Source organism: Citrobacter sp. JUb117, assembly GCF_024809055.1.
In the GTDB taxonomy this organism is placed as follows: domain Bacteria; phylum Pseudomonadota; class Gammaproteobacteria; order Enterobacterales; family Enterobacteriaceae; genus Citrobacter; species Citrobacter gillenii.
Genome location: NZ_JANUFB010000001.1, coordinates 735,794 through 762,447, shown reverse-complemented (window position 1 = coordinate 762,447; position 26,654 = coordinate 735,794). Strand labels below are relative to the sequence as shown.

General features: G+C 47.6%; 31 protein-coding genes and 2 pseudogenes. 17 read left to right on the top strand and 16 right to left on the bottom strand.

Annotated features, from left to right (window positions below; translation table 11 throughout):
• Window positions 1-29: 29 nt before the first annotated feature.
• A complete protein-coding gene (locus tag M2374_RS03725; RefSeq protein ID WP_016152749.1) occupies window positions 30-1,589 on the bottom strand; it encodes an EAL domain-containing protein in 1,560 nt (519 codons plus the stop codon).
• Between the two features lie 260 nt (window positions 1,590-1,849).
• On the opposite strand from M2374_RS03725, the pseudogene M2374_RS03720 reads away from it, so the two are divergent.
• Window positions 1,850-1,981, top strand: a pseudogene (locus M2374_RS03720) (DinI family protein); the annotation flags it as partial.
• 26 nt (window positions 1,982-2,007) lie between these two features.
• Here the strand turns inward: M2374_RS03720 and M2374_RS03715 are convergent.
• The 4 genes and pseudogenes from M2374_RS03715 to M2374_RS03700 all read right to left on the bottom strand — a co-directional run.
• On the bottom strand, window positions 2,008-2,595 hold the full coding sequence (locus M2374_RS03715) for a DUF4376 domain-containing protein (RefSeq protein WP_117341962.1): 588 nt from the start codon (window positions 2,593-2,595) through the stop codon (window positions 2,008-2,010).
• A gap of 11 nt (window positions 2,596-2,606) precedes the next feature.
• Window positions 2,607-4,193, bottom strand: coding sequence for a prophage tail fiber N-terminal domain-containing protein (locus M2374_RS03710; RefSeq protein WP_259153919.1), 1,587 nt, complete (start codon window positions 4,191-4,193; stop codon window positions 2,607-2,609).
• A gap of 76 nt (window positions 4,194-4,269) precedes the next feature.
• Window positions 4,270-4,416, bottom strand: coding sequence for a hypothetical protein (locus M2374_RS03705; protein ID WP_259153938.1), 147 nt, complete (start codon window positions 4,414-4,416; stop codon window positions 4,270-4,272).
• Window positions 4,398-4,622, bottom strand: a pseudogene (locus M2374_RS03700) (HNH endonuclease); the annotation flags it as partial. The pseudogene M2374_RS03700 and the gene M2374_RS03705, both read right to left, overlap by 19 nt.
• Before the next feature lie 232 nt (window positions 4,623-4,854).
• On the opposite strand from M2374_RS03700, the gene M2374_RS03695 reads away from it, so the two are divergent.
• Together M2374_RS03695 and M2374_RS03690 are read left to right on the top strand one after the other, a co-directional pair.
• Complete coding sequence (locus M2374_RS03695) at window positions 4,855-5,436, top strand: cytochrome b (protein ID WP_259153918.1); 582 nt, start codon at window positions 4,855-4,857, stop codon at window positions 5,434-5,436.
• Window positions 5,437-5,551: 115 nt separating this feature from the next.
• Window positions 5,552-5,911: a hypothetical protein gene (locus M2374_RS03690; RefSeq protein ID WP_081304356.1), complete on the top strand. Its 360-nt coding sequence runs from the start codon at window positions 5,552-5,554 to the stop codon at window positions 5,909-5,911.
• Between the two features lie 9 nt (window positions 5,912-5,920).
• Here the strand turns inward: M2374_RS03690 and M2374_RS03685 are convergent, their stop codons facing one another.
• The 4 genes from M2374_RS03685 to M2374_RS03670 all read right to left on the bottom strand — a co-directional run bounded on the left by M2374_RS03685 (window position 5,921) and on the right by M2374_RS03670 (window position 7,588).
• Window positions 5,921-6,424 (bottom strand): hypothetical protein, encoded by a 504-nt coding sequence (locus M2374_RS03685; protein WP_181689133.1) that lies wholly within the window; start codon window positions 6,422-6,424, stop codon window positions 5,921-5,923.
• 23 nt (window positions 6,425-6,447) lie between these two features.
• Window positions 6,448-6,996 carry a lysozyme gene (locus M2374_RS03680; RefSeq protein ID WP_137352519.1) on the bottom strand — a complete coding sequence of 183 codons (549 nt, stop codon included), beginning with the start codon at window positions 6,994-6,996 and terminating at the stop codon, window positions 6,448-6,450.
• Window positions 6,968-7,246, bottom strand: a complete 279-nt coding sequence (locus tag M2374_RS03675; protein ID WP_003832349.1) for a phage holin — start codon at window positions 7,244-7,246, stop codon at window positions 6,968-6,970. Before M2374_RS03675 ends, M2374_RS03680 begins: the two co-directional genes overlap by 29 nt.
• 153 nt (window positions 7,247-7,399) lie before the next feature.
• Window positions 7,400-7,588, bottom strand: coding sequence for a hypothetical protein (locus M2374_RS03670; protein WP_049268779.1), 189 nt, complete (start codon window positions 7,586-7,588; stop codon window positions 7,400-7,402).
• A 143-nt stretch (window positions 7,589-7,731) separates the two neighbouring features.
• Between M2374_RS03670 and M2374_RS03665 the strand changes: the two genes are divergently transcribed.
• Window positions 7,732-8,106 (top strand): FlxA-like family protein, encoded by a 375-nt coding sequence (locus M2374_RS03665; RefSeq protein ID WP_016152722.1) that lies wholly within the window; start codon window positions 7,732-7,734, stop codon window positions 8,104-8,106.
• A gap of 703 nt (window positions 8,107-8,809) precedes the next feature.
• Window positions 8,810-10,093, top strand: a complete 1,284-nt coding sequence (locus M2374_RS03660; RefSeq protein ID WP_075847141.1) for a hypothetical protein — start codon at window positions 8,810-8,812, stop codon at window positions 10,091-10,093.
• A 197-nt stretch (window positions 10,094-10,290) separates the two neighbouring features.
• On the opposite strand, the gene M2374_RS03655 is transcribed toward M2374_RS03660, so the two are convergent.
• The 6 genes from M2374_RS03655 to M2374_RS03630 form a co-directional block, all read right to left on the bottom strand.
• The gene (locus M2374_RS03655; RefSeq protein ID WP_075847139.1) at window positions 10,291-10,638 is read right to left on the bottom strand and encodes an antiterminator Q family protein; all 348 of its coding nucleotides are present in this window, start codon (window positions 10,636-10,638) and stop codon (window positions 10,291-10,293) included.
• A gap of 11 nt (window positions 10,639-10,649) precedes the next feature.
• Window positions 10,650-11,690, bottom strand: coding sequence for a DUF968 domain-containing protein (locus M2374_RS03650; protein ID WP_075847137.1), 1,041 nt, complete (start codon window positions 11,688-11,690; stop codon window positions 10,650-10,652).
• Complete coding sequence (locus M2374_RS03645; protein WP_137352517.1) at window positions 11,687-12,046, bottom strand: RusA family crossover junction endodeoxyribonuclease; 360 nt, start codon at window positions 12,044-12,046, stop codon at window positions 11,687-11,689. The genes M2374_RS03650 and M2374_RS03645 overlap by 4 nt, the downstream gene beginning before the upstream one ends.
• 2 nt (window positions 12,047-12,048) lie before the next feature.
• The gene (locus M2374_RS03640; protein WP_047357957.1) at window positions 12,049-12,249 is read right to left on the bottom strand and encodes a hypothetical protein; all 201 of its coding nucleotides are present in this window, start codon (window positions 12,247-12,249) and stop codon (window positions 12,049-12,051) included.
• Window positions 12,250-12,378: 129 nt separating this feature from the next.
• Window positions 12,379-12,624, bottom strand: coding sequence for a hypothetical protein (locus M2374_RS03635; protein ID WP_075553025.1), 246 nt, complete (start codon window positions 12,622-12,624; stop codon window positions 12,379-12,381).
• A gap of 45 nt (window positions 12,625-12,669) precedes the next feature.
• Window positions 12,670-12,903: a DinI family protein gene (locus M2374_RS03630; RefSeq protein WP_016236996.1), complete on the bottom strand. Its 234-nt coding sequence runs from the start codon at window positions 12,901-12,903 to the stop codon at window positions 12,670-12,672.
• A gap of 485 nt (window positions 12,904-13,388) precedes the next feature.
• Between M2374_RS03630 and M2374_RS03625 the strand changes: the two genes are divergently transcribed.
• From M2374_RS03625 to roxA, 9 genes are all read left to right on the top strand, one after another.
• The gene (locus M2374_RS03625; protein WP_137352016.1) at window positions 13,389-13,796 is read left to right on the top strand and encodes a helix-turn-helix domain-containing protein; all 408 of its coding nucleotides are present in this window, start codon (window positions 13,389-13,391) and stop codon (window positions 13,794-13,796) included.
• Window positions 13,797-13,994: 198 nt separating this feature from the next.
• Window positions 13,995-14,210, top strand: coding sequence for a hypothetical protein (locus tag M2374_RS03620; RefSeq protein WP_259153936.1), 216 nt, complete (start codon window positions 13,995-13,997; stop codon window positions 14,208-14,210).
• Between the two features lie 45 nt (window positions 14,211-14,255).
• Window positions 14,256-14,594 (top strand): Rrf2 family transcriptional regulator, encoded by a 339-nt coding sequence (locus M2374_RS03615; protein WP_229235735.1) that lies wholly within the window; start codon window positions 14,256-14,258, stop codon window positions 14,592-14,594.
• A gap of 141 nt (window positions 14,595-14,735) precedes the next feature.
• Entirely contained in the window at window positions 14,736-17,207 is a 2,472-nt protein-coding gene (locus tag M2374_RS03610) for an exonuclease (RefSeq protein WP_259153915.1), read from the top strand.
• A gap of 66 nt (window positions 17,208-17,273) precedes the next feature.
• Complete coding sequence (xisR, locus tag M2374_RS03605) at window positions 17,274-17,489, top strand: excisionase family protein (protein WP_032943036.1); 216 nt, start codon at window positions 17,274-17,276, stop codon at window positions 17,487-17,489.
• Window positions 17,489-18,775: a site-specific integrase gene (locus M2374_RS03600; protein WP_057064235.1), complete on the top strand. Its 1,287-nt coding sequence runs from the start codon at window positions 17,489-17,491 to the stop codon at window positions 18,773-18,775. Before xisR ends, M2374_RS03600 begins: the two co-directional genes overlap by 1 nt.
• Before the next feature lie 73 nt (window positions 18,776-18,848).
• A complete protein-coding gene (phoP, locus tag M2374_RS03595; RefSeq protein WP_096757402.1) occupies window positions 18,849-19,520 on the top strand; it encodes a two-component system response regulator PhoP in 672 nt (223 codons plus the stop codon).
• Window positions 19,520-20,983, top strand: a complete 1,464-nt coding sequence (gene phoQ, locus M2374_RS03590; RefSeq protein ID WP_135912189.1) for a two-component system sensor histidine kinase PhoQ — start codon at window positions 19,520-19,522, stop codon at window positions 20,981-20,983. The genes phoP and phoQ overlap by 1 nt, the downstream gene beginning before the upstream one ends.
• Before the next feature lie 88 nt (window positions 20,984-21,071).
• Window positions 21,072-22,193 (top strand): [50S ribosomal protein L16]-arginine 3-hydroxylase, encoded by a 1,122-nt coding sequence (gene roxA / locus M2374_RS03585; protein WP_096757404.1) that lies wholly within the window; start codon window positions 21,072-21,074, stop codon window positions 22,191-22,193.
• Window positions 22,194-22,298: 105 nt separating this feature from the next.
• Here roxA and pepT read toward each other — a convergent pair whose 3' ends face one another.
• Window positions 22,299-23,525 (bottom strand): peptidase T, encoded by a 1,227-nt coding sequence (gene pepT, locus M2374_RS03580; protein ID WP_137363083.1) that lies wholly within the window; start codon window positions 23,523-23,525, stop codon window positions 22,299-22,301.
• A gap of 250 nt (window positions 23,526-23,775) precedes the next feature.
• Between pepT and potA the strand changes: the two genes are divergently transcribed.
• The 3 genes from potA to potC are packed head-to-tail and all read left to right on the top strand — an operon-like array spanning window position 23,776 to window position 26,529.
• On the top strand, window positions 23,776-24,912 hold the full coding sequence (potA, locus tag M2374_RS03575) for a spermidine/putrescine ABC transporter ATP-binding protein PotA (protein ID WP_096757406.1): 1,137 nt from the start codon (window positions 23,776-23,778) through the stop codon (window positions 24,910-24,912).
• Window positions 24,896-25,753, top strand: a complete 858-nt coding sequence (gene potB / locus M2374_RS03570; RefSeq protein ID WP_096757407.1) for a spermidine/putrescine ABC transporter permease PotB — start codon at window positions 24,896-24,898, stop codon at window positions 25,751-25,753. The genes potA and potB overlap by 17 nt, the downstream gene beginning before the upstream one ends.
• The gene (potC, locus tag M2374_RS03565) at window positions 25,750-26,529 is read left to right on the top strand and encodes a spermidine/putrescine ABC transporter permease PotC (protein ID WP_003030794.1); all 780 of its coding nucleotides are present in this window, start codon (window positions 25,750-25,752) and stop codon (window positions 26,527-26,529) included. The genes potB and potC overlap by 4 nt, the downstream gene beginning before the upstream one ends.
• The last annotated feature ends 125 nt before the right edge of the window (window positions 26,530-26,654 follow it).

The window sequence follows — 26,654 nt, the reverse complement described above, 5'->3', positions numbered from 1 at the left end:
TGAAAACAATGAAAATAAAGTAATAACTATTAAGGCAAATTGGCATCCTCGACTAATTTTGTCAATTTATCTATAGATAACGGCTTTGAGTAATACCATCCCTGTACACCGCACTCAGGGAACATTTCAGTTAAATAATTAACCTGAGTTGATGTTTCCACACCTTCGAATACGACCTTATGAGTTATATCTTTAAAAATCTCTACCAATCCTGATAATAAATTATTACTTATAGAGTATTCATCGATAGAGTCTGTAATTGATTTATCAATTTTAATTTCATCTATTTGTAAACTTGACAGCCAGTTTAAATTTGAATAGCCCGTCCCGAAATCATCAATGGCTATTGAAATACCTTTATCATTAAATAAAGAAATTACCTTTTGGAGTGAATTTAGATCCGCACTCTGTCTTTCTGTTAATTCCATCATTATCATTCCGGGCTTTATATTTAATTCATCGATCATCTGAAACACTTTTCTTTGAAAAGATTCAGACAAAAGGTCTTGTGAACTAACATTAATGCTTATAAAGACATTAAATTTTTCAGAAAGGGACCTAGCTTCTTTTACTACCATTCGAAATACAAGATTACTTACATCTTGAATTAAATTATGTCTCTCTGCAATAGGGATAAAAATATCAGGAGGAATGCTACCAATATCATGGTCATCCCATCTAATTAGTGCCTCTACACCAATAACCATACCGGTTTTTATTTTATAAATAGGTTGATATACAAGATATAATGATTCATTTCTTATGGCATTTTTTAATCTTGATACTAATGATTGTTTGCGTGCAACCTTTTGATTATAAACAACACCTAAAAGAACACCTGTTACAATAGATGTAAATGCAATCAACAATATCATTAACCAATTATCGAAACTCACCCACGGAAATTTAACTCCTCCCATGACACAGATGTCATGTTTTCCATTACAACTTTGCGTAGTAATAAGTCCTAACTGATAGGATTTATCATGTTTAGCCTCCTCAAGCAGATCGACCAGTTCACCAAACCTAAACAAATGAAGAGAATGATCTCTATTGCCGACAATTGCTGAAAATCCTTTCTCTTCATGGTCTGTAGCAAATCTGTTAAAAGCAAATGGTGAAATCGTTATAGCTAATTTTTGGTTGCTTAGTAAATCAGCTTTAACATTATTTTCCAACAACACGCCAAAAAACCACGTCAAGTTATCCTTTTCAACTTTTCTATCGTATATGTTGAGTAATAATGGTGCTGGCAACTTTCCCCACAACGCAGTACAAGTAATTGCCCCATTAGAAATAAATGATATATCCTTTATAAGTGCATAAGGCCATAGAGCGATTCTTACAGCATGAAGCTGTAGTTCACTACAGGGACTATAAGCATCAAACATCTCATAACCATCATTTATTTCATCAATCTGTTGAATGAGACTAACACTTCTATTCAATACTCGTTCTGTATATGAACCGATACGCTCCTTATATATATAATAAGTAGAAATCTCAGTTAACGACAAAAACAGCAAAAATGAAAATGTGATTGATATCACATAGGGCTTAAGTGTAGTCAATTTGTAGTTCTTTATCACACAAACCTCTTAATATATCCTAACCCTTTGTGACAACATACATTCCACTATCAATATACAATGTTGAACATACAATTAAAATAGATTATCGGCAACAATAGATGTTTCTTTATACTTTCCATTAGAAACTGACATCATACTATAGTACAAAACTATATAAGTGAGATTTATGTCTCCATTTCAATCAAGTACATGTCTCCCTACATGTACAAACATCGTGAACATGATAGCATTCAAGGGGGCTGAGTATGATGAGGGAGCGTTCTTCCCCCGATGCTGGTGTTCGGGTAAAACCGCTCATGACACTGCCGGCGATCAACACTGACGCCAGCAAGTATGGGAAGGAACAGATAAGCAGCATTGTTCAGGAAATGTTAGTGTCCCAGCATTTCCAGGATTGCCGGGGTAGTGAACTGACTCATCCATCGCCCTCCGGCCAGCCAACCCTGTACTGCGCTATCTCATCCAGACTCTTCAGCATCACCACCTTTTCTTTCATTTGCCGCTGCCGTTCGTGGATTTTAAAACCCTGTATCACCACCGCCTGCACCATTGCCGCTTCCAGTTGCTTCAGGAACGCCGCATTCACCGGAATATCGTGATTATCCGCATCGGTCCAGAAGAACCCTTCCGGCAGCCCCCCTGAACCCGCAACTGCCACAACTGGAGCAAGCCGTTCTTGTGAGGCTTTTCCGCCATCCCAGCGATGACCATCCAGTTCAAAAATAATATTTGCGTTTTCCTGTGCATCCCGCCAGTTGCTGATTTCAGCCAGCTTCTGGTTGCGTGAATTATCCACCATTTTGTCAGTCACAACAAAAGGGGTGACAGGACCATACTTTCCGGATTCAAGTTCACTGTAAATTCGCCTGCCATGCTCCTCATTATCGTTCTGACATGCAGTGAACGGCAGAAACTCATCAAACTCTGCAAATTTAACCTTACAGTTAATCGCTGTATGTTCTTTATTCGCCCACTCAGGAGCCTGAATGTCCTTAATGTTCATACAATCTCCTGTTATGAAATTCGCTGAAAAAGACCAGCGTAATATTCAAAATTACCTGAAACTAAACCATCAGATGAGGAGGATACAACGCCACATGCACGCCATGTACCTGGCAAAGTATATGAACTGATACCAACCTTGATACAAAACGATGATTTACCCACGCTGCTACTGAGAATTCCGCAAGCTTGTAAACTACTCCCTGCATAACTGGCACCAGGATTTACAGGCCTGGGCGATGATATATACGCCAGCGCAAACGTACCTACAGCATGAAGAGCACCCGCTGGTGCGCCTGCTGGTCCCTGCGGTCCTTGCGGTCCCGTAGCGCCTGTTGCACCCTTAGCGCCTGCAGGTCCTTGCGGTCCAGTTAACCCGGTATCCCCTTTATCTCCCTTATCCCCTTTTGCGCCTGCCGGGCCAGTTGCTCCAGTAGCCCCTCTGGCACCAGTTAACCCGGCATCTCCTTTGTCACCCTTTTCACCTTTTGCACCTGTCGGTCCCTGCGGACCTGCAGGGCCAATTGGTCCTGTAGCCCCCGTTAGCCCGGTGTCTCCCTTGTCACCCTTTTCGCCTTTTGCACCTGCCAGGCCCTGCGGACCTGCAGGGCCAGTTGGTCCTGTTGCCCCCGTTAGCCCGGTGTCTCCCTTGTCACCCTTTTCGCCTTTTGCACCTGCCAGGCCCTGCGGACCTGGCGGACCTGGCGGACCACTGAGGTCTTCACTTTCCTGTATCTCTTTAATAGTATCAGCGGCGGCTTTTGAGGCTGCACTTCTGGCCTGTTCAGCAAGAAGCTGTGCTTCATCCCTTGCCTGTCCACTTTCTTTCTCACTGGAAGCAGCAGCCTGTGCGCTGTTCCGGGCATTCAGGGCATTTTCCTGAGCTTCATCGCGCAGCGTCAGGGCCTCATTTCTGGCCTGTTCTGCGCGGGTGGCGCTCTCAGTGGCTGCATCTTTCTGGTTCTCAGCCGTTTCGGCTGCCTGCAGGGCTGATGCTTCACTTGCTGATGCCGATTCTGCACTGGCTGCTGCTTCAGCTTCTGATTTAGCAGCCTTGTTGCTGGACTCTCTGGCATACTGCTCACTCAGGGCCGCAGCTGCCGCGCTGTTATCACCCTGTTCTGCCGCCTGCGTGGCCGTGAGGGCGCTTTCACGCGCGGCATTTTCAGATGCGGCTGCATTATCATTGCTCTGTGCGGCTGACTGTGCGGCCTGTTCAGCGCGTTCCCGATCCTTCTCTGTTGCACCGCTCAAATCCACAACGCGGTTTACCATTTCCTCAAAGCGTTTCATCACCTCCGGACGAAGGTCCGCATCCTTCGGCGCATCGAGAAACGCATTCAGGGTATCCGGCGTATCGTTAGGGGCCACATAAATGTCACCGGCCACTGAGGGAGGAAAACCTTCCCGCAACAGTGACACACTGTAATAACCGGGCTCAGCCTCAATGCTGTAGTGACCGTCCGCTCCTGTAAGAGTGGATGAAGTCACCTCCACAACAACGGTCGGACTGGTTTTCTTAGCGCTCAGCTGAATAGTGCAGTCCTGTACGGGGTTTCCCGCGCCATCTCTGAGAATGCCTGATATGAGTACCGGCATACTACCTCCATAAAAAAACCGCCCGGAGGCGGTTTCTGTCATTAACTTATTGTTATTCCGGCTGATGATTTTTTCGTCACAATAACCAGCAGGTCACTGATTCGGGAAAATGGATAGCCTCTTTGACAATTTTTTGCCGTTCTTTGAGGAGTTTTAACCCCTGCTCAACGGCATCCAGATCCCCTTTGTAGCGGGTTTTATCGTTCTGTACGCCTTCTGACACAGGTATTTATCACGCTGAAGGATACGCGCTCGTTTAATTTCCCAGAGTCGCCCGTATCCACGTTCTTGCCTACTCTTTCCTGACTGATAATTCCGCCAGCCGTCACCAGCATGCTGCTGTCGGTGTTGGTCACAATATCCGCTGAGATCATTGGTGATTGCCGCACACCCTTTGTGTCGGCATGGGCGTTTAGCACGTGCTGGCATCGGCATAGTCCTGTTTGTTGGATACAAATTGTGTAATAAGCGGAAAGTAAAAATGAACCAGTAGCTGATTAAAAGTTCTCATAAATAGCGAGAATCTGCGCAGTTCTTGCCCCGTAACATCACGGATTACCAGAAAGAAATAAAAATGATAATTATTATCAAAATATTCAAGTAAGATCGCTGGAATAACAAATTCTTAATCTCTCAACAAAATAAGGATTTGTTAAGCTTCATGATTTATGGTCGATGTAACACCCCGTTTGAGGCAAGAATAAAGGTCAAATTCTCAAAACTTCAGATTCGCTTACACTGGCTAACCCTGATATTAATAGCGATAACCTATGCAACTATGGAGCTTCGTGGCTGGTTTCCCAAAGGCAGCAACACCTACCTTCTCATGAAAGAAACACATTATAATGTTGGGGTGTTTGTCTGGTTTTTAATGATAATACGATTAATTATTAAACATAAGTATCATGACCCAGCCATCATTCCACCCCCACCAGCCTGGCAGATGATGGCGGCTAAAATAATGCATATCCTGCTGTACATTTCTTTTTTGGCTCTGCCATTATTAGGTATTACAATTATGGCTTACGGTGGGAAGGACTGGAGTTTCTTAAGTTTTAACATTGCACCTTTCGTTACTCCTGACGGGGAAACAAAATCACTTATTAAAGATATTCACGAAACACTGGCAAACGTCGGATACTTTTTAATCGCAGCGCATGCAGGTGCAGCGTTATTTCATCACTACGTCCAGAAAGATAACACTCTTTTGAGAATGATCCCTGATTGTAACGATAAGAAATAAATACAAATTTTAATGTTTAACATTACAGCAGGCACTCAGTGAATGCCTGCTGGAATGCTCTATGAGTTGGGTTCGTTAAATGATATGTTTCCAAATATAACCATAAGGAGATGAAATGTTTAATTTTCTCAAAACACTCAACAGGCTCATCAATCAAAAAACCACCCAAGAGGTACCACAGGAATATTCAACCGAGCAGCTTCTGCAGTGGGCTACTGGGTGCATGTTAGAAGGTTTGCCGGACAAGTTTTACGAAGCGAGAATTTCCTGTTTCCGCAACATTGACAATGAAGGACGTACCGCAATCGCTTCAATACATGACGTCAAGTTGACCATAGAAAGCGAATACACTCCTTTCTATCCGCCCGATGATCTTTACGCCACACATTGCATAGAGAAAATGCTTGCTGGAAATAACTGGAGCCAAGCAACTATAACTTTCAACCCAGAAACGACAACCTTCACATGGGAATAACTTTCTCTTCTATGGCGAGGATCTGGTATTTTCTATTTCACGTATTCCGGCAAGCTGATTGTTTGCCTTCTCAATGGTGGCCAGTAGCGGGTTAATCCACAGCACAGCCTGGCAGTACGTTATTGAGCTGGCGGCAGCGGCGCTATCACTGACTGTGTCAGCCTCCCCGGTATCGGGGTGCATTGCATTGGCACGTAAACGGTGCGCGTATTCGAGCAGCCCACCAGCGACATCAGCAGGAACAGGCAAATCACAGGTTTTTTCACGTCGTAAAATCTCCCGGTATTCAATGATGGTTTTCTCTGTTCCGGCATCTATTAGCGAATTAAGGCGGTTGGTATTCTCTGCTATCTGGTTAAACCGGTTGAAGTTGAAGGCCTGAGTAGTTATCACCGCCGTCTGTAGCGCGTTGTCGCTACGCAAAACCCGGTTGTCGCTCTCTGACGTGGCCAGCGCGGCATTACTGCGGGCCAGCAGCACACAGAGCACCGAGATGAGGATGATAGCTGCCATCCCAACAAAAACGAGACTTCTGTTCACTGGTCTATCCCCCAGCACGTCAGCGAGCTTTCCTGGTCTCGCCGTTCTACCTGCCCATAACAGCCATTTTTCTGGCCTTTAGTCAGGCGACAATCACGGCCACCGTCTTTAATCCACCAGCGGATCGCTTCACAGGCTCCTTTACGGTCACCAGCGTTAATGCGCTTGTAAAACGTAGATGGGAAGCATTTTGCGGGACCGATGTTATAAGGGCAAAAAGATGCGATACCCGCTTTCTGCGGCTCACTCAGCGGAATTTTGATATTTCGCTCAACCCACGCCAGCGCTTTGTCGCGTTCGATGGCGTTTACCTGGGCACATTTCTCAGCAGAAAGCCTCATGTCCTGAACTACTGGCTTACCATCAACCATCGTGGCACCACGGCAAATAGTCCAGATTCCGCCACCGTCGCGATATGCTGTCAGGCTGTTACCCTCTTTCTCATCCAGAAACTGATCGAGAATCACGGGGGCGGAAGCCCCGGCAAGAATCAAACCAACGACCGCTGCGCTCAGTTTATTCTTCAGCTTTGGTGACATTACCATTAAGCCGGTCCTCCCTTTCCTTTTTCCTGTAATACCAGTTCACTGCACAAGTGATAACAGTGCATGCGATACCGACAATAATTGCCCAGTCGCTCAGGCTTAACCCTGCAATTCTGTCGGCCAACATCCAGGACACCTCTTTTGCTGTTTTAGCTGTTTCAGCATATGCCTTCGCTGATACACCGCAGCCGGTCAGCGTGGTGCCTGTTCCATATGAAAGTCTGCTGTAAATGGTGCTCATTCTGGTCATAGCCTCACCTCCGATTTTTCGGATGGCGCTGTGTGTGATGAAAGGATCAGGCTTCACGGGCTGGATTTATCAACAAAGCACGTAATACGTGATACCCGTGAGCCTGAAATGAAAAAGGCCGCCATGCGGCAGCCTCGAAGTAAGTACGGTTGTTTACAATGGTGGAGAGAGAGGACCTTCTAACACCTCTGCTTCACCGTTATGGCAAATGTCATCGCCTCTGGTCAGATGCCAAACACCTGTGATTATTTTCCCCGTTTCCAAGTCATCAACAGTGTCATTCGTGTAGTACGCTACCTGTACAACACCGACATGCTGAATCCAGTAATACCCTTCTTTCATAAGCTCCTCCGCGATACTCAGCAGATAGTATAGAGCAGTACAAATAATGCTGTGGTGCAGGAAGCCACAACTTAATCTTTGCTATAAAGTAATTTCGAAAGATGACGATAATGGGTAATAAATGTAAGGCCGGAGGAACCACCATGAGCATGACAGTTAGCACTTTGGGTCAGGACATACTGCAAAGCACAGTAAAACAAGCACCTTCAAGTACTGGCAACTCTGTTTCACAACAAATTCAAAACCTGAAAAAACAAATTGGTGAGTTGACAAAAGAACTCAGCGCCATGGGTTCAAAAATAAATGAAGTAACCTCCGAAGATGAGGCAAAACTGCTTAAACAGCAGATGGAGATGATTCAAAGGCAAATCGAGTCTATGTACGCAAAAATTGCTCAATTACAAAAACAAGAAGCAGAAAAAAACCAAATGGCATCGGGTGCATTACCTACGGTAAGTGACAAATCAAGTTCGAACGTTGCAGGGAATAATACTAAAAATATTGATGTCTACGTTTAGCAGTGACCCCCTATCATTTTTCCTCTGAGTTAGAAACGAAAAAGGATTGTGAGAACTTGTTTTCGAGTTAACGATTTCAGATCGGCGATATGACAGGGGTACTGGTGCTATGCTCCTCGCGAATACCCCTGTCGTATCGCCGGAAAGCAAAAACCCCGCACAGGCGGGGTTCTCGTTATATTCAAATTGTTCGCTTCTCGTCGCTGCCATTGTAGCGCAGGTCTGCTAGACATTGTGACCTATTGATTACAAGTCGGCCTAAGCCAAGTTGACGTTAGTGTCCCTTGCCGGACTTGAACCAGCGACCGGACGATTATGAGCCGCAGGCTCTAACCAACTTAGCCATATGACCACGGGTTAAAAATGGTCAATGCTGACTTAGAACGCTTTCTTTATTTTTAAAGAAAAAGCAACACGAGAATCAAGAATAAATAACCTACATCACAATAAAAAATGCATAAAAATATACATTATTTCATGTTCATATGTATTGTCTGGTCATCACCGTTAAAGTAAACATGTAATCAATACTGGCGATTAGGCTATGTTTCCCTGCATTGCATGCAAAAAAAACACCGAAAACCAAGTCTTAAACTGGAGTTAAGTCCGTATCGTAGAATTTACTCTTAACAGATTACGATAGTTTTTGCGTACGCGTGAGCATTTTTGTATTGTTATAAAAACCCTATAGAAAGAAGAGAAAATGACTGCTGAAATTGCTGTTTTCAATAAATCTGCTGTTGCGTTAGCTGCGGATTCTGCTGTAACAATATCAGGCGGGGGTAAGCATAAAATCTACAATGGTGCTGAAAAACTCTTTGCTCTCACCAAACACCATCCAGTCGGTGTTATGGTATATGGTGCTGGTGATTTATGTTCGGCGCCTTGGGAATTGGTGATCAAAGCCTATCGAAAAAAACTAGGCGATAATCACTTTCCCAATCTTGAAGGCTATGTTAGTGATTTTTTTGATTTTTTAGAAAAATCAAATGATATAGTCACTCCAGGAATGCGTGAAGACAACCTTTATCAATACTTATCAGATGGTGTTTTCGATCTGTTATTTGATACTTTTGCAGACCCAAAAGAGCCTAGTTACTGGAATCCTCTTGATCATCAGCTATTTTTTACTGAATTCGTTGAGTACTGTCAGGAGTTATTGGAACATCTATCCGATACGGACTTTTTAGAAGGTTTTTCTGGCGATGACCTAGATGACGCTCGTGCATTTTGTGATGGACTTAGTGTTCGAATCGTAGCCGATAAATTAGGACGCCTCCCGGAAGTTGATGTTCCCCCAGATTTCTACAAGGTTCTGGCGAGCATTTTTGCTGCCATGATTTGTAAAATTAATGATGTTGGCAATATCACTGGGATCGTTTTTGCCGGCTACGGTGAGAACGATTATTACCCAAAAGTACTTTCATTTGATATAGGTGGATACTTTAATGATAAGGTTCGTCGATACAAAAATGAAGGGAAATGTTCATCTGGTGGCGAAAGTGGAGTTACTCCATTTGCCCAAAGTGAAGAAGTGGGTGCCTTTATGCAAGGCGCCAATCAAGGGTTACTTGGACAACTTCATAAAGAATATCAAGAGTCGATTGCTAACCTGCTAGGAGGTATTGACTCAACAATCACTAAAGTGATACCAAATGACAAAATAGAAGAGACGCAAGCTGCTATACTTGATTTGGTTAACAGCACTGTAGCTGAATGTGATAAACGTATACAGAATTTCATGCATGAAAACTACGTGCGGAAGGTGGTCGACATGATCAAGTTTCTTCCTAAGCAAGATTTAGCTTACATGGCAGAGTCTCTCGTTAACCTTACTGCTTTTAAACGAAAAGTATCAGAAGACTCGGAGACAGTAGGCGGCCCAATTGACGTAGCAGTAATTTCGAAAGCTGATGGATTCATTTGGGTTAAACGGAAACACTATTTTGAGCAAGAGTTGAACCATCACTTCTTCTCTCGGTCATAAGGGAACACATGAGGGTAGCTTATGAAAATGAAACAATCTTTCCAAAAAAACCAACCGAAAACGATTAAGGATTTTTTTGTATCTGAAAAGATAAAATCTAGAGAAAAATCCTCAGATCGAAATAGTTTCTTTCAGAGACTATTAGAAAACAATCATAATGCGTAAACCCTAGTAAGCAGGCCAAGTGGCCTGCTTTTCTATTCGATAACAATTGCAAAACTTCCCTCTATAAACCCCAGTGCTGCCTGTAGATCTTTCCTGATAGTTCCATCTGAGCACTTACGTTTCTTCGCAATAGTGCGCAATGAAACACCGATCACAAAGTGAGCAATAATTAATTCATGCTCATCAGGCCTATACTTGCGTAAGCGAGCCACGCATCCATCAATCATAATACCTTCATCGTCATCGCACTGTTGACGAGATTTCTTACCATGAGGAAATAATCCTTTAAACCCAGCCGCAATTGGTTGCCAGTCCACACCGCTACTGTCAGCTGCAGCCCAGGCCCCCCAACGATCCATCACTTCATACATATCACGCATCAAACATCTCCTTACGCCAGAACACCGAGCCCATAAGCCCGGTCCAGCACTCTGATTATCATTACCGGCTGAGGTAAATGGTTTCGCTCAAACTTCACCGGGTCGTTATGTAGTTCTGTATGGCACTGCCGACACAGGGGGATCGCGAAAATATCATGCGCCTTCGTTGCCATCCCTCCCTGCCCCCAGCCAATTAAATGGTGTGGGTCATCGGATGGTTTGCCGCAGCATTCGCAGGGCTGTGTTTTAATCCATGCAAGATATCTGGGGTTCGCCCAACGGATCCTCTTCGGACGTTTCATATAGGTTTGCGGGGACTCGGGATCTACCAGGACACCGACTACGGGTTTAATCGCTGGAACTTGCGCTGGTGGCATGTTCACGGTTACTGCGTTGGCTCTGGCTGTAATGATGCTGGTGGCGGTTACACCCGGTTCGATATCGCATTCACGCATGACTGAATGATGCTCTTTCGAAGGAATACGTAGCGACCGACTGGCTGCTGATTCGGGAATTGCGTCGGTAGCACCCATACGAACAGCCCACCAGCAAAGCTCCGCCAGCGACAGTTCTCTGGAAGGGTCCAGATTCAGCGCTACCATTATGCTGTTGATAATCCAGTTAATAACATTACGTCTCGCCAGCTCTGCAAGTTGTTCGCTGTGGTGGTCACGCAAATGGTTATCACAATGTCCACACAGGAGAACCGATCCAGGTTCATGACGCAGAGTGGTTAACTCGTGATAATGGTAATCACTGTGTGGCCACTGGCAGCAACTACCGCCATAACGCAGAAGCCAGTAATCAAGACCACTAAAACCACCAGCAGCCTTTATAACTTTTTCATCCAGGAAGAACGGCCACAGGGACTCGTCACTGGCCAGCGGCTGGCGAACGTCAGGAACACGGCCAGCAGGCAGCCGTTCCATACTTGCCGGCTGGCTTTCCACCAGCACACGTTCACAACTGAATAATGACATCAGCTCACTGCCCGGCTTGAGCAGCACAATTCCAAGCTCACGCGCAATCACCGGCTTCAGCAGCGCCCTCATTCTGCAATCTCCCCGATAATTATTTGTCCCTTCTCTCCCCATAACTTAGTGACGCGTGAATCCCAGATGTGAGCGTCATCTTCGTAAATGGCATCCATCAGGGCTTTCATCATATTGTCGAAATCAGGTTTAGCCTGGTGTGGTTTACCGTTGAACTCAGTCCGTTTCTTTTTGCTCCAGCTCGCTGGCATCGGAAGAATGAAGGTGACATGCGAACGGCTTTCCGGCAGCTCAACACCCTGCAGACGAACTTCATCACAGAAAGCCCGGTAACGCAGAACCTCGGGGCGCTTTTTCCATTTGTCAGCGCGCGTCATTCTGGGCTTGCCCATTGGGGTGATATCATAGACTTTCACATTCACCTCCAGATCCGTTGTTGCCAGGTTCTGTCCTGACGCGGAGGCTTAGATACTTCTGGCAAGAACGCGCTGATCGTCCAGTGAATGAAGTCATTATCCAGACTACGCTCTGTCTTAATCTGCTTTGCGTGATAGCGGGCTTCCAGTTCGTCAGCCTGCTCAGTGGTGAGTTGAGTATGTTGAAACCAGCTTTTCTTCATAACGCACCTCTGAATGAGGCAAAAAGAAAATCGCTGGCGTTGGATAACGTCAGTATGAGTGATTGCTTGAATTGTTCTTGCGCCATGGGGCTTTTCTCCTGTGGCGCAGCAGGTATAGGTTGTTCAGGCCTACGACGGGAGTGTAACAGATTTCTGGGTAACGCGATAACCAGCTCTTTCCAGCATCTGAGTAAACAACGTTGGTGTGCCAATAATTTCATCATCCTGAAGAGGCATGAAAGACACCATGCTGCCGCGCCGGTACATCAGGGCACGCTCACATTCTGGAAATGATTGCAGTCTGGCAACGATGACTCCATCGTGACATCTGATGACTGCGTAGCCTTTTTTGGGCAATTCTACTTTTTCTTTCACTTAAACTCCCCCATGCAAACGGGATCAAAGTAACACCCAAAAAAATTAATAAAACCAGTCGTCAGCGCTTTCCCAGGTATCCTGGAGGATTGATTCAATTTTCTTTTTGTCGTCCTTGTCACCACCAAAAACACTTAACCCATCTGACCCGGCACGGCGGATTGTGAGCCTGCAATTGTCATAGTGATCATTCAGACGCTTAAGCAATTCTTTCTCCAGTGCTGGTACCGCGCCTTTAGGAAGTTCTTTCATGCGATCAATGGTTAATTCAACTTTCATAATGGCCCTCATTGCATATACTGTGTTTTTATACAGTACCCCTACACGCAAAAATTATCAACGATTTAAGAGCACAAATTGTTAATTTCCTGTCAGTAGTAAAAAAAGAAAACCCGACGTAGTGGGTTGAATTAGCAGTGTTATATTAAGCGGCAATTTCTTTCTGCCGGCACAATCCCGAGAGATTCGCCCTCTGTATCGCATCATCAATGAGCACCTGTACACGAACAACAAGCTCGCCGGGTACCTTTTTCTTGAACCATCCATTAACTGTTTGAGCTCGCCGATTTAGACGGCGCCCCAGTTCTGCCTGACTGCATATAGCTAACATTTTCTTTTGTGTTGTGAGCTTCATTGATTTGTCTCGAGTAGTGAACGTGAAACGAGTAAATCAAATTATTTCGATATCGTCAAATTATATCGATAGGTTGAGCTACAGATAAAATCTGTATAATCGGATGTATGTTTTTGAGCGGGCTAGGAATATGAACTTCGGAAAGCGATTACAAAAAGCCATCCATGATCTTGGAATATCTCAATCGGAACTTGCGCGCAGACTGGGAGTAAAAGCCCAGTCAGTAAATGGCTGGTGTAACTCTAATATACTTCCAAGAGCTGACATCCTAGATAGGCTACAGTCCGCTACAGGCTATCCACTCTATTGGTTTTTTCTTGAAGAAACTGAAGCTGACACTATTCCTGCCATAACATCAGGAAAAAAACGTCAACCTCAGTCGGCCCAGGAACAAAAGCTACTGGAGCAATTTGAGCTTTTGCCCACTGACGATGAGAGAGAAAAGATAATTAAGTTGATCGAACTGCGTCTGCAAGAGCTAGATGATGTAGCCACTGCTTACCTAAAAAAACGAAAGATAATCCCCAGTAACGAGTAACCCCTCCACTCCTGCACCCTTCATAAAGCACGCGAAATCAATCCGATAAACTAATCGGTGAGCTGTTCACACTCATTATTATCGATTTAATTTGACATGTATCGATTCAATCGATAATACTATTCCCAACACAAAGACAGTCATCGAGGCAGGACGCCCACGAAGTAGCTGCCGGCGGCATACGAATCACCGGATGAGATGACAAGTATTAACACGCAGCAGGTTCAACGTTCCGCCAGCCTGGCGACAAGGGCAACGCAAGAGGATAAATCCATGATCGATTTCGCACGTAAACCAGTGCGGTGTCAGGCCGTACATCTAAATCGCATTGAAGTAATCATTCGACTGATTTGCTACACGCTTGCCCAGAAGGGCAACCCGTCTGCCGACCAACAGACTGCAGTTCGTTCATAACGAGTTTGACCAATGGCTGTTGCCAGCATCAGTAAGGAAGTGACTATGGAGTTTGGAATGAAACGCGTGGTGGCATCTGTTCAGGTGGTTGCCATCCTCAACAGGATTTACAACGGCAGTCCGGTTTCCATCGCATCAATCAGCAAGGAATCAAAGCTGTCTGTGTCTTACCTCGAGCAGATTTTCTCGAAGCTGCGCAGCAGTGAAATCGTCACCAGCCAGCGTGGCGCTGGTGGCGGATACCACCTTAGCAAAGCAAACCCCAGCGTGGCTGACGTCGTTCGCGCCGTTACTCACACGCCTGATTCATTTGAGCCCGTGCTGAATGCTCTGGAGTGGGTCCCCGTCGCGCATCTGATGCAGGGAAAATCCCCTACCCCATAAAGCACAAAACCCGCGCAAGGCGGGTTAAGTACCCGGTCAGCCGACCAAAGCTTTCCGGAACGAGTTTTGACCAATAACCACTACCTTAGGCGGCGATCATCAGCTGCCGGGTATCTTACAATCCTACGGAGCCCGAACGCAATGTTAACGTATGCGTATCTTATTAAAGCCAAAGCGAAAGCAACTGAGGCAAAAAACCTGTTTTGCTGGTTCTCTGCGAAATCAGATTCCCGTGCAGAACGCGAAATCCTCAATATTCTCGAAGACAATGGTATTGCCGTCGGTCGTGGTGCCGATTATCAATTACCAGTCCGCACCAACTGGTTTGTTGTTGACGATCTTCCTGAGGAAAGCACACTTGATGACACATGGTGCGATCGTTACGAACTGGCAGAAGACCAGCAGACGTGGCAACTGAAACAGAAGCCTGATGATGAAAATCAGGAGACTTCCAGCCAGCAAAAACCTGAAACTTCCAGTGCCAATGTATTCACCAGCGATGCGCCAGCATTGCTCCGCCCCATATCTCGCCTGCGTCTGTCTCAGCGGATGATTGCACACCTGTTAAATGACGGTGAAGAGAAGGAAATCAGTGAAGCGCGGCACATCCAGATCGGACAGATGGAACTGGACGAAAATGATCTCTATGTGCAAAACCTGTTACAGGCCGTTGCGAGTGTGCCAGCGGTGAAAGAGCTTTCTGCCCATGTCGAGTGGAAGCTGGCAAGCGCTGTAAAAGAAGTCTTCGACCGTGAGCAGGTCTATACCGTTGCTTCATTTGAGCAATTTATTACCGAATGGATTGCAGAACCAGAAACGCGGGCTCTTATAGTTCAGGAGTGGGTTAATGATAAGAAGGCACGAGTTGTGGGTGATGAACAATCCACTCCTCCTGTAACGCCAGAGCTTATTACCGTTGCTACTCTGCCGCTACGCCAGCGCCTCTTAGCTCAGTTTATTTCTGAAGAATATGCTTACCATATTGATACTGAGCAGAAGAAAACTATTCAGGAACTCGAGCTGGATGTGGACAACAGCTATGTGCAAAACCTGCTGCTTGCCGCCGAGAATGTAGAACCATTCGGGAAAGCACCAGAGATCGATATCTGGAAAGTTGTCAGAGCGCTGAAAACCGTTTTTCCGGTTGATGGAAAGCGAGTTGATCTGGTCACCGTTATCCAGTTCTTTAAGGCCTGGTTCAATACTGAGCACATTGACCGTGGGCTGCTGATTAAAGAGTGGTGTAAAGGCAATCGTGTGTCGGAGATTCAGCGCACTGACTCCGGAACCAACGCTGGTGGTGGCAATAAGACCGATCGCAACCCGGAACTTGTCCACTCGCTGGACACTCTGGACATTGATATTGCGCTGGCCACACTTCCAATGGATTTCAACATCTACGATATCCCAGGTGGCGTTTTCCGTCGTGCAAAAGAGATCATTGCTAAAAACGAAAGCCCGTTCAAAGAGTGGTCCGTCGCCCTGCGCAAACGCGCTGGCATCCTGGATTATTCCCGTGCAGCTATTTTCGCGCTTATTCGCAGTGCAGAAGAAAACGCTCACCATTTCCCGGAACTGCTGAGCCGTTACATCAATAAGAACCTGACTGAAACCAACCACCAGCACCCAACTGAAGAAACCCTGGCGGCAGCCGGTCACGTGCCAGAAAAAAGCTGGGAAAACGAGATTAACGAGAAAGTCACAGCTGAACAGACGGCATTAGCCGAACAACCAGAAATCGCCAACATGGGCAACGGCGTGTTCTCCATCGATGGTCTGATGGGTAACCAGCCGGCAGTCGCGCTTTCTGTCGTAGACCAGGTACGCCAGCGCGCCGTCGATGAACAATTACAACAAGCCAATACCGAAGAAACCACCAACGATGTGCAGATGGAAAAAACTGACAACAGCGAAATCAAAGCTAATGCTGAAGTGCCTCAGGGCGAAGCAGCTGCTTGGCCAGTTGAAAGCACTGATGCGGCTGGTGAGCATCCAGCTTCCCTGAATAATGAACCCCTTCACCATATAGATACGGATCACCTGAACGCTTTTTATACTCACCTGATGGTTGATTTGGAAACTATGGGCAGCGGTCCTGATGCACCAGTAGTCTCTATCGGCGCCGTATATTTTGATCCTTCAACTGGTAACACTGGTGCCGAATTTTACCAGGTTGTCAGTCTTGAATCATCGATGTCGTTTGGCATGAAACCGGATGCGTCAACAATTCAGTGGTGGTTGAAACAATCATCTGAAGCCCGCTCTGCAATTCTGGTTGATGAGGCCATGGGGCTGCGTGAAACCCTTGAACTACTGTCTGACTTTATTGCTGAAAATGCTGCTAACGGTAGTCACACTGTTCAGCTGTGGGGTAATGGATGCTCGTTTGATAACGTCATTCTCCGCCACGCATATGCATTAACAGAAACTCCCTTCGCTGTTCCGTTCTGGAATGACAGGGACGTAAGGACCATGGTTGAACTGGGTAAATCTGTCGGTATTAACCCACGCTTCGACATCCCTTTTGAAGGCGACATGCACAATGCGCTTTCTGACGCCCGGCATCAGGTCAAATACGTATCTGCAATCTGGCAGCGCCTGACAAAAAACTGATTTTAGGTTTTCACTTACAGCCAGCTGCAGCATGTACTGTTGTGGCTGGCGGCATCGGAGTTATGTATGTCGCAACTCATTTTCAGCGAAGAGTGGATGGTTGAAGCGCGACTAACAGAAAAGACCGGATTGTCGGAAAGACAAATTAAAAGTTATCGGTTGAATTTGTGGATCGAAGGCGTGCATTTCAAACATCTGACAGCTCTCGGGGAAACTGACAATTCTAAAGGTCTGCTTTGGTACAACTATCCAAAGATTAACCAATTAGTACAGGATGCATGATGGACTTTCCAACCGGCGTTGAGCTGCATAATGGAAAAATACGGATCACATTTACCTATCGCGGCAAACGTTGCCGCGAAGTCCTTCGCGGCTGGACGGTGAACAGCAGCAACATCAAAAAAGCTGGAAATCTTCGTGCGCTCATAACAAGTGAAATACAGCTCGGTAAGTTCGACTATGCAGAACGTTTCCCGGAATCCAAAGCGCTTAAGAAGTTCATCACAACCAAAAAAATCACCACGTTTAAAGAACTGAGTGATTTTTTTACAGACACCAAAGCCTTAGAGGTATCTGGTGCAACACTGCTATCGCTTACTTCGGTCGTAAATACGTTACTGCGTGTAATCGGAGAAAATACCCGTCTGGTAGATATTGAGCATGCCGACATTTTGCATTACCGAAAGGAGTTATTAACCGGGACAATTATTAACCCGGCAATGCCGAATCTGGCCAGGCAGGGCCGCGCGCCCTCAACAGTCAATAAACAGATGGCAGTTTTATCAGAAATGCTTAAGCTCGCAAACCGAAGCCAGTTTATATTGCATGCTCCTTATGAAGGAGTGTCGCGACTCAAGTTATCTAAAAATGATCCCGACCCACTTTTACTTCATGAGTACCAGGCACTGATAGCCGCCCTTCCCCGTAGCCAGGCATTAATCATCATTGTTGCCGTTCATACGGGGATGAGGCCGGGCGAGATATGCGCCCTGGCATGGGAAGACATTGATTTGGTAAAAGGTGAAATCCACGTATCCAGAAGTTTGACGAATAAGCGAGTATTTGTTCCCCCTAAGACAGATGCCGGAATAAGGACGATAACGTTGCTTAAACCTGCTCTGGATGCACTGAAGGAACAATACGAAGTCACCGGCGCTAATCCGAAGCAAGAAATTCGATTTCACCATCGGGAGATCGGAAAAACTGAGCAGCAATCTCTTCGCTTCGTTTTTTCACCAACAGCATATTCGTCAAAAAAAGGCAGTTACTTCTCCAAGAACTCGATTGCCTATGGCTGGAAGCGAGGCACTAAACTTGCAAATATCCGCGAAAGGAATCCTTATCAGTCACGGCATACCTACGCATGCTGGACGTTGATGGCCGGAGCGAACCCGTCATTCATAGCGAGTCAGATGGGACATGAAGATGCGCGCATGGTGTACGAGGTTTACTCCAAGTGGATTGGCGACATGAACCAGGATCAGGTCAACATGCTGAACAATCAGATGCCAACAGCACTGCCCCCAGGGCGCCCCCACGGGCAGGGGAGCATGAGAAAAGTTATTTAATTTCATAGCGCTGCTTTCAATCCACATAATCAGCGTTAAACTATTCATACCGTCAATTTAGGGAGAAACGAAGATGCGCGTACTGGTTGTTGAGGATAATGCCTTATTACGTCACCACCTGAAGGTTCAGTTACAGGATGCAGGCCACCAGGTTGATGATGCTGAGGATGCAAAGGAAGCAGATTATTACCTTAACGAACATCTGCCAGATATTGCGATCGTCGACTTAGGTCTGCCCGATGAAGATGGCTTGTCACTGATCCGCCGCTGGCGCAGCAATGACGTTTCGCTCCCCATTCTGGTGTTGACCGCCCGAGAAGGCTGGCAGGATAAAGTGGAAGTGCTAAGCGCTGGGGCTGATGACTACGTGACAAAACCTTTCCATATTGAAGAGGTGGTCGCCCGCATGCAGGCACTGATGCGCCGCAATAGCGGCCTGGCCTCGCAAATTATCTCGCTGCCGCCTTTTCAGGTTGACCTTTCCCGCCGCGAATTATCAGTGAATGATGAGGTTATCAAACTCACCGCGTTTGAATACACCATCATGGAAACGCTGATCCGCAATAACGGCAAAGTGGTCAGCAAAGACTCACTGATGCTACAACTTTATCCGGATGCAGAACTGCGTGAAAGCCACACCATCGATGTACTGATGGGACGTCTGCGCAAAAAAATTCAGGCGCAATATCCGGATGACGTGATCACCACTGTACGTGGGCAGGGCTACCTCTTCGAACTGCGCTAATGAACAAATTATTGCGTCATTTTTTCCCGTTATCGCTGCGTGTACGCTTTTTGCTGGCGACCGCTGGCGTTGTCCTTGTGCTTTCACTGGCCTATGGCATGGTCGCGCTGGTGGGTTACAGCGTAAGCTTTGATAAGACCACATTTCGTCTTCTGCGCGGTGAAAGTAACTTGTTTTACACCCTCGCGAAATGGGAAGACGGCAAGCTCCAGGTCGAACTGCCTGAACATCTCGATATGCAAAGCCCCACCATGTCGCTGATCTACGATGAAAATGGCAAATTGCTGTGGGCACAACGCGATGTCCCCTGGCTGACGCACAGTATTCAGCCGGACTGGTTAAAAACGAATGGTTTTCATGAAATAGAAGCCGATGTCGATGCCACCAGCACGTTACTGCGCGAAGATCACTCCGCGCAACAGCAGCTTAAAGAAGTCAGAGAAGATGATAACGATGCCGAAATGACCCATTCGGTGGCGGTAAACGTCTACCCTGAGACCGCCCGCATGCCTCAGCTTACCATTGTCGTTGTCGACACTATCCCCATTGAGCTCAAGCGCTCGTATATGGTCTGGAGCTGGTTTATCTATGTATTGGTCGCCAACTTGCTGCTCGTGATCCCGCTGCTATGGGTCGCCGCCTGGTGGAGTTTACGGCCTATCGAGTCACTGGCGCGTGAGGTCCGAGAACTTGAGGAGCATCACCGTGAGATGCTCAATCCCGCCACCACGCGGGAACTAACTAGCCTGGTACGTAACCTCAACCGACTGCTGAAAAGTGAGCGTGAGCGTTACGATAAATACCGCACGACCTTAACCGATCTCACCCATAGCCTGAAAACACCGCTGGCGGTATTGCAAAGCACGCTACGCTCGATGCGCAATGAAAAGATGAGCGTAACCGATGCCGAACCCGTGATGCTGGAACAAATTAGCCGCATTTCCCAGCAAATTGGCTACTACCTGCATCGCGCCAGCATGCGCGGTGGTAACGCCCTGCTCAGCCGCGAACTGCACCCGGTTGCCCCTTTGCTGGATAAGCTAACCTCCGCCCTCAATAAGGTGTATCAGCGTAAAGGCGTCACTATTAGTCTCGATATCTCACCCGAAATCAGTTTCGTCGGCGAGCAAAATGATTTTGTCGAGGTCATGGGTAACGTGCTGGATAACGCCTGTAAATACTGTCTGGAGTTCGTCGAGATCTCCGCTCACCTGTCCGACGATCGCCTACATATTCTGGTGGAAGATGACGGTCCAGGCATTCCACAAGCCAAGCGCGAAGTGGTTTTTGATCGCGGCCAGCGTGTGGATACCTTACGCCCCGGGCAAGGCGTGGGGCTGGCGGTAGCTCGCGAAATTACCGAGCAGTATGACGGGCAAATTATCGCAGGCGACAGCCTGTTAGGCGGCGCGCGCATGGAGGTCATTTTTGGCCGTCAGCATCCGGGGCATAAAGACGAGTAAGTTGTTTGTAATATTTATGTACCGGGATCACTTATCCGGTTAAGCATCCGTTATAATCGGAGCAACCAACAGTCTGCGGATGCGCATTATGGAATACCAATTAAACCTCAACTGGCCCGACTTTCTCGAACGCCACTGGCAAAAGCGCCCGGTGGTCTTAAAGCGTGGTTTTACAAACTTTATCGATCCGCTTTCCCCTGATGAACTGGCCGGACTGGCGATGGAAAGTGAAGTCGACAGCCGACTGGTCAGCCATCAGGACGGTAAATGGCAGGTGAGCCACGGTCCATTCGAAAGCTATGACCATCTCGGCGAGAACAACTGGTCGCTGCTGGTCCAGGCCGTCAACCACTGGCACGAACCGACCGCCGCGCTGATGCGTCCGTTTCGCGAATTACCGGACTGGCGTATTGATGACCTGATGATCTCCTTTTCCGTGCCCGGCGGCGGCGTTGGTCCGCACCTGGATCAGTACGATGTGTTTATCATTCAAGGCACCGGTCGTCGTCGCTGGCGCGTAGGCGAAAAACTCCAGCTAAAACAACACTGCCCACACCCGGACCTGCTGCAGGTTGATCCGTTCGAGGCCATCATTGATGAGGAGCTGGAGCCGGGTGATATTCTGTATATCCCGCCAGGATTCCCGCACGAAGGCTACGCGCTGGAAAACGCGATGAACTATTCTGTCGGTTTCCGCGCCCCGAACGCCCGGGAGTTAATCAGCGGATTCGCCGATTACGTTCTGCAACGTGAGCTGGGCAGCACCTATTACAGCGACCCGGACCTGCCGCCGCGCGACCATCCGGCGGATGTTCTGCCACAAGAAATGGATAAACTGCGTGAAATGATGCTGGGGCTGATTAATCAACCTGAACATTTCAAACAGTGGTTTGGTGAGTTTATTTCCCAGTCGCGTCATGAGCTGGATGTCGCCCCGCCGGAGCCACCTTATCAGCCCGACGAAATCTACGACGCGCTGAAACAAGGGGATGTGCTGGTACGTCTGGGCGGATTACGCGTTATCCGTGTCGGCGACGAGGTTTACGTCAACGGTGAAAAAATTAACTCACCGCATCGCCCTGCCCTCGAGGCGCTGGCCAGCCATATTGTGCTGACAGCCGAGAACTTTGAAGATGCGCTGGAAGATCCGTCTTTCCTCGCCATGCTGGCCGCGCTGGTTAACAGCGGATACTGGTTCTTCGAAGGGTAAATTAGTAGTGACTGCGCCGGATGGCGCTTCGCTTATCCGGCCCACGGAATGAGGTATCTGTAGGCCGGATAAGGCGCAAGCCACCATCCGGCCTCTACACACTCTTTATTTTTGTTTCGCGGCCAATTCGGCAATACGCACGATCACCTGCACCGCTTTTTCCATTCCTTCCAGCGTCACAAACTCATGTTTACCATGATAGTTGTAGCCGCCGGTGAACAGATTCGGGCACGGTAATCCCATAAACGACAGCTGCGCACCGTCAGTGCCGCCACGAATAGGTTTCAGCACAGGCTCAATGTCGCAATCACGCATCGCCTGCTGGGCAATATCCAGCACGTGGGGGTGCTCAATCACTTTCTCGCGCATATTGTAATAGCTATCTTCAATCACCAGTTCGATATAGCAGTCCGGGTGTAACCCTTTGCCAACCTTTTTGGCGATCTCCATAATTTTACGTTTGCGCGCTTCAAACTGTTTACGGTCAAAATCACGGATAATGTAGTGCATGTCCGCCCGGTCAACGGTGCCTTTCATACTCGCCAGATGGTAAAAACCTTCGTAACCTTCGGTCGTTTCCGGGCTTTCATCTGCCGGAACCTCTGCGTGGATACGAGCAGCCAGCGACAGCGCATTCACCATCACCCCTTTTGCGGTACCAGGGTGCACATTGTTACCAACGATTTTGATATTGACCGACGCCGCGTTGAAGTTTTCAAACTCCAGTTCACCCACGCCCCCCCCATCAACGGTGTAAGCCCACTTCGCATCAAATGCGGCGACGTCAAAGTGCTTCGCCCCTTTACCCACCTCTTCGTCGGGCGTAAAGGCCACACGAATATCGCCATGGGGAATGTTTTTATGCTTCAACACAGCCAGCGCGGTCATGATCTCCGCCACTCCGGCTTTGTCGTCCGCACCCAGCAGGGTTTTACCGTCGGTGGTGATCAACGTTTGTCCCAAAAGTTGATGTAACACCGGGAACATCACCGGCGACAGAACTTCGTCACCAATGCCTAACGCAATATCGCCCCCACGGTAGTTTTCAACAATTTGCGGGTTGACGTTTTTACCCGTGAAATCCGGTGAGGTATCGACATGAGAAATAAAGCCAATCGCGGGAATATCACCGGCAACGTTTGCGGGTAACGTTGCCATCAGTGTTCCCTTCTCACTTAATGAAACGTTAACCAGCCCCATCTCTTCAAGCTGTTGTTTGAGCAGCTGTAATAGCTTCCACTGCCCCTCAGTGCTGGGTACCTGCCGCACACCCGATTTGGACTGAGTGTCCAGCGACACGTAGTGTAAAAAACGCTCAAGTAGTTTATCCATGCAGTCACCCTCACTTTTCGTGACAACATTATCAATAAGCAAGAAAAGACAAATATTGCGTCAGGTCATTTTTATCCCCGCAAGTGAGAATATTTGTCTCTGACACCCCTTCTGACTATAAGGGTAAGTCAGTAATTCGCAACAAGGATTGGCGATTACAATGGTTTGCCGTAGAATAATCGCCCTCATTAAGAGTCATCAAGGTGGTTAACCACAAACCCCGCAGCGGTCAGCCATCCGTTGCGTTTACATGGGACAGAGTAAAAAATTGAATAAACAACCGCGTTCGCTTTCTCCACTGGTGCAATTAGCGGGAATTCGCAAAAGTTTCGATGGCAAAGAGGTGATTTCCGACCTGGATTTGACCATCAACAATGGCGAATTTCTCACGCTGCTCGGCCCCTCTGGCTGCGGTAAAACAACCGTTCTTCGCCTGATTGCGGGTCTTGAAACGGTTGATTCCGGTCATATCATGCTGGACAACCAGGATATCACTCACGTACCTGCGGAAAACCGCTATGTGAACACCGTATTCCAAAGTTATGCGTTATTCCCCCACATGACCGTGTTCGAGAATGTGGCCTTCGGTTTGCGCATGCAAAAGACCCCGACTGCCGACATTCAACCTCGCGTCACCGAAGCCTTGCGCATGGTGCAACTGGAAGAGTTTGCCCAGCGTAAACCCCATCAACTCTCCGGTGGACAGCAGCAGCGTGTGGCAATTGCCCGTGCAGTGGTCAACAAACCTCGTTTGCTATTGTTAGATGAATCGCTCTCCGCGCTGGACTACAAACTGCGCAAGCAGATGCAGAACGAACTGAAAGCGCTGCAGCGTAAGCTCGGTATCACCTTTGTCTTTGTCACTCACGATCAAGAAGAAGCGCTGACCATGTCAGACCGTATCGTGGTGATGCGTGACGGCAAAATTGAGCAGGACGGCACGCCGCGAGAAATTTACGAAGAGCCGAAAAATCTGTTCGTCGCCGGGTTTATCGGTGAGATCAATATGTTCAACGCGACGGTGATTGAACGTCTGGATGAACAACGCGTTCGTGCTAACGTTGAAGGTCGAGAGTGCAACATCTACGTGAATTTCGCCGTTACGCCGGGACAAAAACTGCATGTTTTGCTGCGTCCGGAAGATCTGCGCGTAGATGAGATCAACGATGACAACCACATCGAAGGACTTATCGGCTACGTGCGTGAACGCAACTACAAAGGCATGACGCTGGAGTCGGTTGTCGAACTGGAAAATGGCAAGATGGTGATGGTTAGCGAATTCTTCAACGAAGACGATCCTGACTTCGATCACTCTCTGGACCAGAAAATGGCCATTAACTGGGTAGAAAGTTGGGAGGTCGTACTGGCTGATGAAGAACACAAGTAAATTCCAGAGTGTGGTGATCGTCACCATTGTCGGTTGGCTTGTGTTATTTGTCTTCCTGCCCAACCTGATGATCATTGGCACCAGCTTTTTGACCCGTGACGATGCGAATTTCGTCAAAATGGTCTTTACGCTGGAAAACTATGCTCGCCTGCTCGATCCGCTCTACTTTGAGGTGTTGATTCACTCCCTCAATATGGCGCTGATTGCCACGTTCGCCTGCCTGGTGCTCGGCTATCCGTTTGCCTGGTTTTTGGTAAAACTGCCGGAAAAAGTGCGTCCACTGCTGCTGTTCCTGCTGATTGTTCCGTTCTGGACCAACTCGCTTATTCGCATCTATGGACTCAAAATTTTCCTCAGTACCAAAGGCTATCTCAACGAGTTTCTGCTGTGGCTCGGGGTCATTGATACCCCTATTCGCATTATGTTCACCCCCAGCGCGGTCATTATCGGCCTCGTTTACATCCTGCTGCCGTTTATGGTTATGCCGCTTTATTCCAGCATTGAGAAACTCGATAAGCCGCTACTGGAAGCCGCGCGCGATCTGGGTGCCAGCAAATTTCAGACCTTCACCCGCATCATCATTCCGCTGACCATGCCGGGAATTATCGCCGGTTGCCTGCTAGTGATGCTGCCAGCCATGGGGTTATTTTACGTGTCTGATCTAATGGGCGGCGCGAAAAACCTGCTGATTGGTAACGTGATAAAAGTTCAGTTCCTGAACATTCGTGACTGGCCGTTTGGTGCCGCCACCAGCATTACCCTGACCATCGTGATGGGACTGATGTTATTAGTTTACTGGCGCGCCTCCCGCTTGCTGAATAAAAAGGTGGAACTCGAATGATCGGTCGACTGCTTCGCGGTGGTTTCATGACCGCCATCTACGCGTATCTGTACATTCCAATCATTATTTTGATTGTGAACTCCTTTAACAGCTCGCGCTTTGGCATCAACTGGCAAGGCTTTACCACTAAATGGTACGGCCTGCTGATGAACAACGACAGCCTGCTGCAGGCGGCACAGCATTCACTGACGATGGCCGTATTATCCGCAACCTTTGCCACCCTGATCGGCTCACTGACGGCGGTTGCGCTTTACCGCTACCGTTTTCGCGGTAAACCGTTTGTCAGCGGTATGCTGTTCGTGGTGATGATGTCGCCGGATATCGTGATGGCGATTTCACTGCTGGTGCTGTTTATGCTGATCGGTATTCAACTGGGGTTCTGGTCGTTGCTGTTCTCGCATATCACCTTCTGTTTGCCTTTTGTGGTGGTGACAGTGTACTCACGCCTGAAAGGATTCGATGTGCGTATGCTGGAAGCCGCAAAAGACCTGGGCGCCAGCGAAGTCACCATTCTGCGCAAAATCATTCTGCCGCTGGCGATGCCAGCGGTCGCTGCAGGCTGGTTACTGAGCTTTACCCTGTCGATGGATGACGTAGTTGTTTCATCGTTCGTCACTGGACCAGGTTATGAAATTCTGCCGTTAAAAATCTACTCAATGGTTAAAGTCGGCGTGTCACCAGAAGTTAATGCGCTGGCCACCATTTTGTTGGTTCTGTCGCTGGTCATGGTTATCGCCAGCCAGCTTATTGCACGTGATAAAACTAAAGGCCGCTAACAGGCCCATACCCTATGGATTTCGAGTTGCATTGAGGCGGCAAGCTCGTGAGTCCCCAGTCACATAGATAACTATGTGACTGGGGTGAACTAGCGTAGCCAACAAAAATGCGGCTTGAAAGACGA

Bases quoted from the DNA above. Each gene is read 5' to 3' on its own strand.
- M2374_RS03650 (WP_075847137.1), bottom strand. From the start codon at position 11,690: ATGAGGGCGCTGCTGAAGCCGGTGATTGCGCGTGAGCTTGGAATTGTG.
- M2374_RS03600 (WP_057064235.1), top strand. From the start codon at position 17,489: ATGGACTTTCCAACCGGCGTTGAGCTGCATAATGGAAAAATACGGATC.
- potB (WP_096757407.1), top strand. From the start codon at position 24,896: ATGAAGAACACAAGTAAATTCCAGAGTGTGGTGATCGTCACCATTGTC.
- M2374_RS03690 (WP_081304356.1), top strand. From the start codon at position 5,552: ATGTTTAATTTTCTCAAAACACTCAACAGGCTCATCAATCAAAAAACC.
- phoQ (WP_135912189.1), top strand. From the start codon at position 19,520: ATGAACAAATTATTGCGTCATTTTTTCCCGTTATCGCTGCGTGTACGC.
- potA (WP_096757406.1), top strand. From the start codon at position 23,776: ATGGGACAGAGTAAAAAATTGAATAAACAACCGCGTTCGCTTTCTCCA.
- M2374_RS03615 (WP_229235735.1), top strand. From the start codon at position 14,256: ATGGAGTTTGGAATGAAACGCGTGGTGGCATCTGTTCAGGTGGTTGCC.
- xisR (WP_032943036.1), top strand. From the start codon at position 17,274: ATGTCGCAACTCATTTTCAGCGAAGAGTGGATGGTTGAAGCGCGACTA.
- M2374_RS03620 (WP_259153936.1), top strand. From the start codon at position 13,995: ATGACAAGTATTAACACGCAGCAGGTTCAACGTTCCGCCAGCCTGGCG.
- phoP (WP_096757402.1), top strand. From the start codon at position 18,849: ATGCGCGTACTGGTTGTTGAGGATAATGCCTTATTACGTCACCACCTG.
- M2374_RS03660 (WP_075847141.1), top strand. From the start codon at position 8,810: ATGACTGCTGAAATTGCTGTTTTCAATAAATCTGCTGTTGCGTTAGCT.
- potC (WP_003030794.1), top strand. From the start codon at position 25,750: ATGATCGGTCGACTGCTTCGCGGTGGTTTCATGACCGCCATCTACGCG.
- pepT (WP_137363083.1), bottom strand. From the start codon at position 23,525: ATGGATAAACTACTTGAGCGTTTTTTACACTACGTGTCGCTGGACACT.
- M2374_RS03670 (WP_049268779.1), bottom strand. From the start codon at position 7,588: ATGAAAGAAGGGTATTACTGGATTCAGCATGTCGGTGTTGTACAGGTA.
- M2374_RS03685 (WP_181689133.1), bottom strand. From the start codon at position 6,424: ATGGCAGCTATCATCCTCATCTCGGTGCTCTGTGTGCTGCTGGCCCGC.
- M2374_RS03680 (WP_137352519.1), bottom strand. From the start codon at position 6,996: ATGGTAATGTCACCAAAGCTGAAGAATAAACTGAGCGCAGCGGTCGTT.
- M2374_RS03665 (WP_016152722.1), top strand. From the start codon at position 7,732: ATGAGCATGACAGTTAGCACTTTGGGTCAGGACATACTGCAAAGCACA.
- M2374_RS03625 (WP_137352016.1), top strand. From the start codon at position 13,389: ATGAACTTCGGAAAGCGATTACAAAAAGCCATCCATGATCTTGGAATA.
- M2374_RS03640 (WP_047357957.1), bottom strand. From the start codon at position 12,249: ATGAAGAAAAGCTGGTTTCAACATACTCAACTCACCACTGAGCAGGCT.
- roxA (WP_096757404.1), top strand. From the start codon at position 21,072: ATGGAATACCAATTAAACCTCAACTGGCCCGACTTTCTCGAACGCCAC.
- M2374_RS03715 (WP_117341962.1), bottom strand. From the start codon at position 2,595: ATGAACATTAAGGACATTCAGGCTCCTGAGTGGGCGAATAAAGAACAT.
- M2374_RS03675 (WP_003832349.1), bottom strand. From the start codon at position 7,246: ATGACCAGAATGAGCACCATTTACAGCAGACTTTCATATGGAACAGGC.
- M2374_RS03695 (WP_259153918.1), top strand. From the start codon at position 4,855: ATGATTTATGGTCGATGTAACACCCCGTTTGAGGCAAGAATAAAGGTC.
- M2374_RS03710 (WP_259153919.1), bottom strand. From the start codon at position 4,193: ATGCCGGTACTCATATCAGGCATTCTCAGAGATGGCGCGGGAAACCCC.
- M2374_RS03630 (WP_016236996.1), bottom strand. From the start codon at position 12,903: ATGAAAGTTGAATTAACCATTGATCGCATGAAAGAACTTCCTAAAGGC.
- M2374_RS03655 (WP_075847139.1), bottom strand. From the start codon at position 10,638: ATGCGTGATATGTATGAAGTGATGGATCGTTGGGGGGCCTGGGCTGCA.
- M2374_RS03610 (WP_259153915.1), top strand. From the start codon at position 14,736: ATGTTAACGTATGCGTATCTTATTAAAGCCAAAGCGAAAGCAACTGAG.